Annotated in this window: 8 protein-coding genes; 4 read left to right on the top strand and 4 right to left on the bottom strand. The window is 66.3% G+C overall.

Annotated features, from left to right (window positions below):
• Positions 1–62: 62 nt before the first annotated feature.
• Positions 63–3,569: an indolepyruvate ferredoxin oxidoreductase family protein gene (locus CVS48_RS03110; RefSeq protein WP_100853211.1), complete on the bottom strand. Its 3,507-nt coding sequence runs from the start codon at positions 3,567–3,569 to the stop codon at positions 63–65.
• 130 nt (positions 3,570–3,699) lie between these two features.
• On the opposite strand from CVS48_RS03110, the gene CVS48_RS03105 reads away from it, so the two are divergent.
• The 3 genes from CVS48_RS03105 to CVS48_RS03095 all read left to right on the top strand — a co-directional run bounded on the left by CVS48_RS03105 (position 3,700) and on the right by CVS48_RS03095 (position 6,208).
• Positions 3,700–4,149 (top strand): Lrp/AsnC family transcriptional regulator, encoded by a 450-nt coding sequence (locus CVS48_RS03105; protein WP_046806515.1) that lies wholly within the window; start codon positions 3,700–3,702, stop codon positions 4,147–4,149.
• A 254-nt stretch (positions 4,150–4,403) separates the two neighbouring features.
• The gene (locus CVS48_RS03100; protein ID WP_100853210.1) at positions 4,404–4,910 is read left to right on the top strand and encodes a hypothetical protein; all 507 of its coding nucleotides are present in this window, start codon (positions 4,404–4,406) and stop codon (positions 4,908–4,910) included.
• Positions 4,911–5,008: 98 nt separating this feature from the next.
• Positions 5,009–6,208 carry an MFS transporter gene (locus CVS48_RS03095; RefSeq protein ID WP_100853209.1) on the top strand — a complete coding sequence of 400 codons (1,200 nt, stop codon included), beginning with the start codon at positions 5,009–5,011 and terminating at the stop codon, positions 6,206–6,208.
• A gap of 146 nt (positions 6,209–6,354) precedes the next feature.
• Here the strand turns inward: CVS48_RS03095 and gltX are convergent, their stop codons facing one another.
• Positions 6,355–7,761 (bottom strand): glutamate--tRNA ligase, encoded by a 1,407-nt coding sequence (gene gltX / locus CVS48_RS03090; protein WP_100853208.1) that lies wholly within the window; start codon positions 7,759–7,761, stop codon positions 6,355–6,357.
• Positions 7,762–7,880: 119 nt separating this feature from the next.
• On the opposite strand from gltX, the gene CVS48_RS03085 reads away from it, so the two are divergent.
• Positions 7,881–10,322: a bifunctional acetate--CoA ligase family protein/GNAT family N-acetyltransferase gene (locus CVS48_RS03085; RefSeq protein WP_100853207.1), complete on the top strand. Its 2,442-nt coding sequence runs from the start codon at positions 7,881–7,883 to the stop codon at positions 10,320–10,322.
• A 55-nt stretch (positions 10,323–10,377) separates the two neighbouring features.
• On the opposite strand, the gene CVS48_RS03080 is transcribed toward CVS48_RS03085, so the two are convergent.
• On the bottom strand, positions 10,378–11,070 hold the full coding sequence (locus CVS48_RS03080) for a cysteine hydrolase family protein (RefSeq protein WP_100853206.1): 693 nt from the start codon (positions 11,068–11,070) through the stop codon (positions 10,378–10,380).
• 9 nt (positions 11,071–11,079) lie between these two features.
• A complete protein-coding gene (locus CVS48_RS03075) occupies positions 11,080–11,916 on the bottom strand; it encodes an ABC transporter permease (protein WP_100853205.1) in 837 nt (278 codons plus the stop codon).
• Position 11,917 lies beyond the last annotated feature (1 nt).

Raw genomic sequence — 11,917 nt, 5'->3', positions numbered from 1 at the left:
ACTAAATGCACTGGGCGCGCCCAGTAAGGCGCGCCCAGTAGTGCACGGCTCAAAGCGACTGTTTATGCGGTTTTCCGCAGGGGCATGTCGCGCGGGGCCGGTGCTGTATAGCTTTGCATCAATCGACCCAATTGCGTCCGGTACTTCTCGACGCTTGCTGCCTTCACGTGGCCGTAGCCGCGGATGGTTTCTGCAAGGCCGGCGATTGTAGCTGCTTGCGCGATGTTGTCCCGGTTCAACCCTACAAGAAGTTGGTCTATGGTCTGGCGATACTCGGTGACGAGCCCCCGTTCCATCTTGCGTTCGGCGGTGTGGCCGAAGGGATCGAACCAGGTGCCGCGCAGGCCCTTCATCCGCGTCAGCAATTTCAGTGCCGTCATGGTGCGCGGGCCCAACGTCATCTTGCGCGGCACGCCGGTGCGCGGGTCTTTGCGCGCGAAGATCGGCGGGGCCATATGAAAGCGCAGGCTGTAGTCGCCTTCGAACTGGCCCTTCAATTGCGCCTGGAACGCGTCGCCGGTGTAAAGGCGCGCCACTTCGTATTCGTCCTTGTAGGCCATCAGCTTGAACAGGCCGCGCGCCACGGCCATGGCCAGGCGCGGGGACTTGCTGTCGGGCGCCAATTCACGCTCGCGCGCCGCGACGGCTTCGACGACGTCCTGGTAGACGCGCGCATAACGGGCGTCCTGGTAGGCCGTCAGGTCCGCGACGCGGCGGGCCACGGCGCGGTCGAACGTTTCCGGCACATGCAATTGCACGACCTGGGCGCGTGGACGCAAGGCGCTTTCCAGCGCATCGGGCTGGTGCGCGGCCAGGCGGCCGCTGTCAAAGGCGGCGCGATTGGCCGCGATGGCCACGCCGTTCAGCTCGATGGCGCGGTTGATGGCCGCTTGCGACAGCGGCACGCCGCCGCGTTGCCACGCATAGCCCAACATGAACATGTTGGACAGGATGCTGTCGCCGAACAAGGCCAGCGCGGCTTCGTGCGCATCGATGGCGGCCGTGTTGGCATCGCCCGCGGCGTGCCGGATCTTGGCCAGCAGCGCTTTCGGCCGCATGGCCGCATCAGGATTGCGGGTGAATTCGGATACCGGCGCAACGTAGGTGTTGACCGTGACCTGGGTGTGCCCGCGACGCAGCGCGCCCAGCGAATCCGGCGCCACCGAGGCCACCGGGTCGCACAGGATGGCGGCATCAGCCTGCTGCCAATCCAGGCGGACGGGGCCTGCCGGCGCGCCCGCCGGGGCCAAGCGGATATGGCTCACGACCGTGCCGCCTTTTTGCGCCAGGCCGGTCAGGTCCAGAACCGCGGCCGACAGGCCTTCCAGGTGCGCGGCCATCGACACGATGGCGCCGATGGTGATGACGCCCGTGCCGCCCATGCCGGCCACCAGCAGGCGATAGGGGCGGTCCAGCGACGGCGTGGCGGGCTGCGGCAACTGTTCGATCAGGCGTTGCAGGCGTTCCTGATCGGTCTTGGGCGCCGCGCTCTTGCGTGGCTTGCCACCCATCACCGAGACGAAGCTGGGGCAGAACCCTTCCGCGCAGGAGTAGTCCTTGTTGCAGCTGGATTGGTCGATGGCGCGCTTGCGGCCATACGGCGTTTCCAGCGGCACCACCGACAGGCAGTTCGATTGCACGCCGCAATCGCCGCAGCCTTCGCACACCGCGCTGTTGATCAGCATGCGGCGTGCCGGGTCGGGAAACTGGTTCTTCTTGCGGCGGCGGCGCTTCTCTGCGGCGCAGGTTTGATCATGGATCAGCACGGTCACGCCGGGAATCTCGCGCAACTCGCGCTGCACCGCGTCCAGCTCGCGGCGATGGTGCACCTTGATGTTCGGGCCCAGATCCACGCCCTGGTATTTTTCAGGCTCGTCACTGGTGACGACGATGCGCGCCACGTTTTCGCCGCGTAGCTGCTGGCAGATCTGCGGCACCGAGATCGGCCCGTCCACCGGCTGCCCGCCCGTCATCGCAACCGCGTCGTTGAACAGGATCTTGTAGGTGATGTTGGCGCGCGCGGCTACAGCTTGGCGGATCGCCAGATAGCCCGAGTGGTAATAGGTGCCTTCTCCCATGTTCTGGAAGATGTGCGGCATCTTGGTGTAGCGCGACAAGCCGATCCAGTCGACGCCTTCGCCGCCCATCTGCGTCAGGCCGCCCGTGTCGCGGTCCATCCAGGCGGCCATGTAGTGGCAGCCCACGCCCGACAGCGCCTGGCTGCCCTCGGGTACCTTGGTCGACGTGCTGTGGGGACAGCCCGAACAGAAATAGGGACGGCGGCGCATGCCATCGGCATCGTTGGACAGTGCGGCCTGGCATTCGAATGCCGCCAGGTCCGCGCCCAGCGGCAGGCCGGCGGTGCGCGTCAACCAGGCGGCTAGCGGCTGGGCCAGCAGCGACGGGCGCAGTTGTCCGGCCGAGGGCACCAGCGTTTCGCCATCAAAGCCCTTCTTGCCGATGACCGTCGGGCGCTCGGGCAAATTGAACAGCAGATCCTTGATCTGGCTTTCGACCACGGCGCCTTTTTCTTCAACCACCAGAATGTGCGACAGCCCGCGCGCAAACTCCAGCAGCCGTCCGCCGTCCATCGGCCAGGTCAGGCCCGGCTTGTAGATACGCACGGGCGCGTTGGCGGTGACGGTGTCCACACCCAGGCGCGCCAGCGCTTCCATGGTGTCCAGGTGCGCTTTGCCGACCGTGACGATGCCCACGGTCGCCTTGGGCGCGGGACAGGTCAGGCGGTCGATGCTGTGGCGGCGCGCGAACGCGGCAACGGCTTTCATGCGCAGGTTCATGCGCGTTTCGACGGCAAGCGACAGGAAGTCGCGCGCGGAATATTCCAGCGCTTCGGGCGGCATGTCGGGGTCGGCCGGCATGTCGTAGTCCTGCACGGCGGCTGGCGTGAACGAGTGGCCGCTTTCGATGGTCTCGGACACCGCCTTGAACGCGACCCAGGTGCCGGCATAGCGCGACAGCGCCCAGCCCCACAGCGCGAACGTTTCATACTCGTCGATAGAGGTCGGATGCACGATGGGCATCTGCCAGCCGATCAGCGACGCTTCGCTGGCGTGCGGAATGGACGACGACACGGCGGTGTGGTCATCACCCACCACCACCAGCACGCCGCCGTTGCGCGAGGCGCCCGCCGCGTTGCCGTGGTGCAGCGCGTCGCCCGCGCGGTCCACGCCCGGGCCCTTGCCGTACCACATGGCGAACACGCCATCGACGTTGCGGTCGGCGCGTACGCCGGCCTGCTGTGTGCCCATGACGGCGGTAGCCGCCATGTCTTCATTGATGCCGGGCAAGAACGAGATCTGGCTGGCGTCCAGCGCCTTCTTCGCCTTCCACATCGCCATGTCCACGCCACCCAATGGCGAACCGCGATAGCCCGACACAAAGCCCGCCGTGTTCAGCCCGCGTTCGCGGTCGACCCGCGCCTGCGTGAGCATGATCCGCACGAGCGCTTGCGTCCCCGTCAGGAAGATGCGGCCGGACTCTCGGGTGAGGTTGTCGGCAAGCTGGTAGTCAAGGTCCAACTGGGGATCGGGGGCGGGAGTGCCGTCCATAATGAATGCTCCTGGTATTTGGCACCATGATAGGTTCGTGGAGCATCCGATTTATTGCGTTTTTGGATCGTGCTATCCCTATAATACGCAATGAACATTTCGTGTTCGACAAAAACCAGGAGACAAAGCGATGGACAAGACCGATATCGGCATCCTCAAGGCCTTGCAGGAGGACGGCCGGGCTTCGGCGCAGCAGTTGTCCGACAAGGTGGGGCTATCGGCCGCACCCGTGTGGCGGCGGGTAAAGGCGATGGAAGCCAGCGGGGTCATCCAGGGCTATAGCGCCCAGGTGGACCGCAGCAAGGTGGGGCTGGGCTGCATGTTTGCGCAGATCAGCCTGGAGCGGCATTCCTCGAACACGGTCGAGCACTTCGAGCGTTCGGTGCGCGACGCGCCCGAGATCCTGGAGTGTTATGCGGTGACCGGCGATTCCGACTTCCTGTTGAAGATCCTGGTGGAAAGCCCGGAAGCGTACGACCGTTTCCTGCACCGCTTCCTGTTCAACATGCCCGGCATCCGCCAGACACGCACCATCGTGGCGCTGCGCGAGATCAAGCACGAACAACGGCTGCCGCTGTAAGGGATGGATGGCGCTCTCTATATATAGAGAGCGCCGACGCGACACACGGCCACGGTGTCGCTTGAAACCAACGCATTCGTGCGCGTTCCACACCTAAAACCGGCGCATTCCGGCGTGCACTGTTGCGCAATTGCACACGGCGCGGATCGTCGTTGATTCTTACCTAGCGGCTCATTAGAGTGCGTCATGTTTGCTGCGCGAAGCCCGTGCCGGTCTGATCGGTACGCCGCGTCGACAGACGTGTTGAGGAAGTCATGAGCAGTGTGTATTTGCGTTCGGCCAGCATCGCCTGTGCCGTTCTTGTCCTGGCCGGTTGCGTGGCCAGAAAGCCCGCCGCCATCACCGACGGCCAGCCCGAGGCACCGCCCAAACCGGTGGCCTGCGTGCCCGCCAAAACGGGTGACCCCATGATCGGGACATGGCTGTCGAACACGCGGCCGCGCGACGTCAGCGGGGAACTGCAATCGCTGATCGTCTTGTCCGCCGATGGCACCATGGCCTATGAGTCGTTGCTCAAGATCGGGCGCAAGGCGCGTCCGGCCTTGCGTGAGACCGGCTGCTGGACCGTGGCCGACAACGTCTACACGATGCAGACGACCAAATCCGCCGGCGAGCCCGTGGATACCAAGGACCCCATCTACCTGAGCCGCTACCGCGTCGAAAAGGTCGAGCGCGCCAAGCTGACGCTGCGCGAGCTCAAGAGCGGCGGTCAATTGGTGACCGCGCGTCGCATGCCGCAGGGCTACCGCCTGCCTTACTGACCGTTGCGCGGGGCGGACACTGCGTGCGTCCGCCGCGCCAGGATGGGCTGGCTGCGGTAAGGTGCGGGCTTCGACTTTTGCCTTGCCGCCGGTTTCCCATGCCCGCCATGTCTTCTGAAGCACGCGCCATCGCGCTGCTTGCCCTGGCTGCTTTCGTCAGCGCCAGCGCCTTCCGTATCTGTGATCCCATGCTGCCGCAACTGGCGGCGGAATTCGGCACATCTACCGGGCAGGCCGCGCGCGTGGTGACGGCGTTTGCCGTGGCCTATGGCGTGTTGCAGATGTTCTTCGGCCCGGTGGGCGACCGCTACGGCAAGTACCGCGTCGTCAGCGTGGCGACGGTGGCCTGCGCCGTGGGCAGCGCCGGCGCCGTCATGGCGGATTCCCTGGATATGTTGGTCTTGTGCCGCGCCGTGTCGGGCGCGGCAGGGGCGGGCATCGTCCCGCTCTCCATGGCATGGATCGGCGACAACGTGCCCTATGAGCGCCGGCAGGCAACGCTGGCGCGCTTTCTGACCGGCACCATCCTCGGCATGTCGGCCGGCCAATTGGCCGGCGGCTTGTTCGCCGATACGGTGGGCTGGCGCTGGGCCTTTGCCTCGCTGGTGGCCGGCTACCTGATCGTTGGCGTGCTGCTGCACCTGGAAGTGCGCCGCCAACGCGCGGCGGGCTTTGCGCAGGTGGACCCCAACGCCGTCCGCCAGGGCTTTGTGGGGCAGGCGCGGCTGGTGCTGGGCACCCCCTGGGCGCGTATCGTGTTGGCGACGGTGTTCGTCGAAGGCCTGCTGGTCTTTGGTGCGCTGGCGTTTGCCCCGTCCTATCTGCACGAACGCTTCGATATTTCGCTGACTGCCGCGGGCGCCTTGGTGGCAGTCTACGCGGTGGGCGGGCTGATCTACACGGTGGTGGCCGGCCGCATCCTCAAGCGCCTGGGTGAACGCGGCCTGGCGGTGGCGGGCGGCCTGGTGCTGGGCGTGGCCTTCCTGTCGTACTTACTGGGGCCGGTGTGGATGTGGAGCCTGCTTGCCAGCGTGCTGGCCGGCTTTGGCTATTACCTGCTGCACGCCACCCTGCAAACCAACGCCACGCAGATGGTGCCGTCAGCGCGCGGCACTGCTGTGGCCTGGTTTGCATCCTGCCTGTTCATGGGCCAGGCGGCCGGCGTGGCGCTGGCGGGCGCGGTAGTAGACGAGATAGGCGCCGCAGCCCTCTTCGGCGGCTCCGCCATCCTGCTCCCCCTGCTAGGCGCCTTCTTCGCCCGCGCCCTGAAAACCCGCCCCAAACCCTCAACCCCGTAGGATGGGTGAAGCGCGAGACCGCGCCCAAAAGAACACTAGTGTCGATCGCGCGCAACCCATGCGGTTCTACACCGAACACCACCGCCGATCACTCGCAACCCATGGTGGGGCCCCAAAAACACCAGCGCCACCAAGGGCCCCAAACCTTAAACCCCCCCCAACCGTCCCAGCACCGTTTCCTTACCCAGCAACGCCAACACCGCATCAACCGCCGGCGTCTGGGTCTGACCCGTCACCGCCACGCGCAGCGGAATCGCCAGTTGCGGCATCTTCAAGCCACGGTCGGCCAGCACCGCCTTGATCAGGGCCGACAGCGCTTCACGGGTCCAGTCCGTATCCTTGGCGCGCTGCGCGAAGTCAGCCAGCGCTTCGCGCGCGGCAGGCGTCAGGTGCTGTTCGACCAGTTCCGGCGCGGCGGGCGTGAACGGCGCGCAGAACAACATGGCGCCGTCGGCCAGTTGCTCCAGCGTTTCCGCGCGGTCTTTCAACAAGCCCATCACGCCCGGCAGATCAATCTTTTCCGGATGGCCGCCACGGTTCGCCACGCGCGGCGCCACGCGCTCGGCCAGTTCCGCGTTGTCCATCTGCTTGATGTAGTGGGCGTTGACCCAGTTCAGCTTCTTCGGATCCCATTGCGACGCGGACTTCGACAAATGCTTGGTGTCGAACCACGACACCAATTGTTCGCGCGAGAAAAGCTCGTCGTCGCCGTGGCTCCAGCCCAGGCGGGCCAGGTAGTTGATCATGGCCTCGGGCAGATAGCCTTCGTTGTCGTACTCCATGACGTTGACCGCGCCGTGGCGCTTGGACAGCTTTTCGCCATCCGGGCCCAGGATCATGGGCACGTGGCCGTATTCGGGCAGCGTCGCGCCCAGCGCGCGCAGGATGTTGATCTGGCGCGGCGTGTTGTTGACGTGGTCATCGCCGCGCAGCACGTGGGTGATGCCCATGTCCCAGTCGTCGACCACGACGCAGAAGTTGTAGGTGGGCGTGCCGTCGGGGCGCGCGATGATCAGGTCGTCCAGTTCGGTGTTGTCGAAGCTGATCGTGCCCTTGACCATGTCGTTCCATGACGTGGCGCCTTCCTGGGGATTCTTGAAGCGCACCACCGGCTTGCGGCCTTCGGGAACGGCGGGCAGCGTCTTGCCCGGTTCCGGGCGCCACGTGCCGTCATAGCGCGGTTTGTCGCCGCGCGCGCGGGCGGCTTCCCGCATGGCTTCCACTTCCTCGGGCGAGCTATAGCAATGGTAAGCGGTGCCGGCGGCCAGCATCTGCGCCACCACCTCGCGGTAGCGGTCCATGCGCTGCATTTGGTAGAAGGGGCCTTCGTCGGGCTGCATGCCCAGCCATTCCATGCTGTCCAGAATGGCCTGCACGGCTTCCGGCGTGGAGCGCTCGACGTCCGTGTCTTCAATGCGCAGCACGAACGTGCCTTGGTGATGGCGTGCGAACGCCCAGGAGAACAGCGCGGTGCGCGCGCCGCCCAAGTGCAAAAAGCCCGTGGGCGAAGGCGCGAAGCGGGTACGGATGGGGGAAGTGGCGTTGGAAGTCATAGGGGGCAATGATAGCGGCTGCGGCGCCACAAAGCGGCGTCGGATACGGTCCACATCAAGCGGACGGCGGGCTTGTCTTGTTACGATGAACGGTATTTTAGATTAGGGCGACCCTCCCTATGTTGCGACACGCGCTTGCCCCGATGTTCGAACCCAGTTCGCTGGTGATCGTTGCCGACCGGCCCTTGCCGGCGGCGGGCTCGCTGTCGCCCGCGCTCAAGGCGAAAACCACGGTGGTGGATTGCGAGCCGGGCGCCGCGCCGGAACTGCCCGCAACGCTGGAAGGCTTGGCGGCGGGGGCGCGGCCCGATCTGGCCCTGGTTTGCGTGTCGCCGGCCGTGCTGCCTGAAACGCTGCGCCGGCTGTCGGCGTTGGCGCCCCGGTCCGTGATCCTGCTGCCGCATCCACTGCCGGACCCGTATCCGCGCGGCACATGGGCGTTGTGCCGGGCGTGGGCGGAAGAAAATCGTTGCGAACTGCTGGGCCCGCGTTCCTTTGGCGCGCAGCGGCCGCACGCAGGCCTGAATTTCAGCCAGCACCCGGTGCTGGCGCGCGCCGGGCGCGTGGCGCTGGTGGCGCAGTCGCGCTCCATCATGGCCGCGGTCATGGACTGGGCCGAAGACGTGCACATCGGTTTTTCCACGGCGGTGTCGCTGGGCGACGAGGCGGTGGTGGGGCTGTCGAAGGTGCTGGATTACCTGGCCAGCGACCCCCGCACCGACAGCATCGTGCTGTACCTGGAAGACGTGGGCCCCGCGCGCGAATTCATGAGCGCCTTGCGCGCGGCGGCCAGCGTGAAGCCGGTCATCGTGCTCAAGGCCGGCCGGTCCGACGCCGACAGCGGCGACGCCATCTTCGACGCCGCCTTGCGCCGCGCGGGCGCCGTGCGCGTGCGCTACTTCGTGCAACTGTTCTCGGCCGTGAAAGTGCTGGGCTACACGCGCCGCCCCAAAGGCCGGCGCGTGGCGCTGATCTCCAACGGCAACGGGCCTCCCCAGTTGGCGATGGACCTGATCGGCCCCGACGCCGCCGTGCTGCGCGCCGACCTTGCTCCCGCCACCCGCCGCGCGCTGGAGGCCATGCTGGAGCCGGACGCGGCCTGTCAGAACCCGGTCATTACCTACACGCCGCTGACGCCCGAGCGCATACGCGCCATTCTGGAAACGGTGCTGGACGACGTGGGCGTGGACGGCGTGCTGGTGCTGCTGGCGCCCGACGCGCTGGCCGACATGCCGGCGGTTGCCCGCGAGCTGGCGCAGATTGCGCCCACCGCCAAGAAGCCGGTCGTCAGTTGCTTCATGGGCGACGCCGGCATGCGGCCCTTGCGGCGCATGCTGGACGACGCGGGCACACCTGCCTTCCGCACTCCGGAATCGGCCGCCGATGCGTTTGGGGTGCTGGCGTCCCACCACTACAACCAGCAACTGCTGCTGCAGACGCAACCGCAGGAACCCCCCAGCCACGTGCCCGACCTGGCCGCCGCGCGCGAGCTCATCGCGCGCGTGCGGGCCGATTGCCGGCGCGAGCTGAACACTTCCGAAATCCGGACGCTGCTGGGCCTTTTCTATGTGCCGCTGCGCGACATGCCGATCGACGTTGCGTCGGCGGAACCCGAGTCCCGGCCGATGGCCATCCAGGTGTGGCGCGACCCCCAATTCGGCCCGGTCATCCGCTTTGGCGCGGGCGGCCCCGACGCGGTGCTGTCCGTGTCCGACCGAGGTATGGACCTGCCGCCGCTCAACGGCTTTCTGGCCCGCCAGTTGATTGAGCGCAGCCGGCTGTGGCGCCGCGTGCTGGCGCCGCGCGTCGGCCACATGGCGGCGGAAGCCTTGCAGCAGGCGGTGGTGCTGGTGTCTGAACTGGTGTCGGAACTGCCCGACATCGAATCGCTGGATATCGACCCGCTCTACGCCGGTGAAACGCATCTGCGCGCGGGCGGGCTGCGCATGACGCTGACCGAGACCCCCGGCTGCGAAACACCGCAGACCTCGGGCTATCCGCACATGGCGATCCACCCGTACCCGGCGCGGCTGGTGCATGTGCGCCGCTTCAACGACGGCATTCCATGGGTGCTGCGCCCGATTCGTCCGGAAGACGGGAGCGCGCTGCAGGAATTCATTCGCGGTCTTTCGGAGCGGTCCCGCTACATGCGGTTTGTGTCGATGATGCGCGAACTGACGCCGCGCATGGTGTCACGCTACACGCAGGTGGACTATCACCGCGAGCTGGCGCTGGTGGCGGCCACGCAGGTGCCCAACCCGGCCAACCGGGGGCATCCGCGCGAGGTGATCGTGGGCTTTGCCCACTATCTGCGCAACCCGGATGGGCGCGGCGCGGAGTACGCGCTGGTGATCGGCGACGACTGGCAGCGGCGTGGCCTGGGCCGTCAGTTGATGACGGCGCTGATCGACGCCGCGCGCGAGCAGGGGCTGGAATACATCGATGGCCTGGTGTTGTCGACCAACCGGCCCATGCTGGCGCTGATGACGAGCCTGGGCTTCACCAACGACGCGGATCCGGAAGACCCGACCATGCGTCGCGTCTGGCTGAACCTGACCTGAGGCTATGTCGGCCAAGGCGCGCGGCCGGCTCCGTGAAGGGCCGCCGCGCTCGCCGTCAGGCGGTCTTGCGCGCGGCCTGCGCGGGCGTCAGCCGCGCCGTGGTTTCGTCCACCGACAGCACATCGCCAAAGAACAGCATCCACCCCTGTAGCGAATGCTCGTGCTCGGCAGGCGTCACCGCCGCCAGCGCGTCGTCCACCATGATGGTGCGGAAGTCGCGCATCATGGCGTCGCGCGCGGTGGATTCGCAGCACACGTTGGTGACCGTGCCGGCGATCAGCAGCGTGTCCACGCCCAAGCCGCGCAACAGCGGTTCCAGTTCAGACGAACCCGGCGCCATGGCGCTGTAGAAGCGCTTGACCACGCGCAGGTCGGTATCGGCCGCATGCAGGTCGGGGTGCAGTTGAAAGCCCGGCGAATCGCGGCGCAGTGTTTCCAGCCGGCGCTTGCTGCGCTCGGGTGTCAGCATCACGCCGTGATGGTGCGACCAGAAAGCGTCGGCATTGTCGGACGCCGTCTGCACCCACACCACCGTGCCGCCCGCCGCGCGCACCGCGTCGCACAGGCGGTTGATGGGGGAGATGATCTCGCGGGCCGGCGCGCATTCGCCCTGATAGCCGGGCAGGGTGAAATACTGCTGCATGTCGATCACGACCACCGCAGTACGGCCGGCGGGCAGTTCGTCATACGGATGCAGGCAGCCTTGGCGCGCCACGACGCGATCTTGTACCCATTGCGGAAATTCCATGACGATTCCTTATCCGTAACGCCGCGCCACGGCGGCTTCGATGCGGTAGATGATCATGTACATCACGCTGGAAATCAGCGCCAGCATGGTGATGGCGGTCATGACGATGTTCAGCTTGAACACCTGGCTGCCGTTCATGATGAGAAAGCCCAACCCGGAATCCGCTGACTGGAATTCGCCCACGATGACACCCACCAGCGCCAGGCCGATGTTCATCTTCACGGCGGCGATCAGGGTGGGCACGCTGCCGGGCAGCACCACCTTGGTCAGCACCTGCCAGCGGCTGGCGCCGAAGGTGTGGGCAAGCTTCACCTTGTTCAGGTCGATGCCGCGAAAGCCCGCGTACACCACCATGATGGTGACGAACACCGCGATGGCGACCGCCATGCCATACACGGCGTAGTCAGACCCCAGCCACAGGTAAAAGATCGGCACGAAGGCGATCTTGGGCATGGCGTTGGCCACCACCAGGAAGGGGTCCAGCACCTTGTACAGAAAGTCCGACCACCACAGCGCCGCGGCCACCACGATGCCGATCACCATGCTCAAGGTAAAGCCGACCAGCGTGGCCGACAGCGTGGTCATGATGTGCTTGGCCAGTTGGCCGTTGGTCCACAGGTCAAGAAAGGTGGGCCATAGCGCGCTGGGGTAGCTGGTCAGCAGCGGGTTCAGGATGTGCATGCGCGGCAGGATTTCCCATGCGCACAGGAACACAATCAGCAGCAAGGCCTGGGTCAAGCGGATGTTGCGCTTCTTGGCGCGGTCGCGGCGCAGGTAGTCCAGGTATTTGGCGCTGGGCGCGGGCACGGCGCGCAGGGGCACGGTATTGGCGACGGGAGCATTCATG

This window comes from Achromobacter spanius (assembly GCF_002812705.1).
GTDB lineage: Bacteria > Pseudomonadota > Gammaproteobacteria > Burkholderiales > Burkholderiaceae_B > Achromobacter > Achromobacter spanius.
This window is presented reverse-complemented; position numbering and strand designations above follow the sequence as displayed.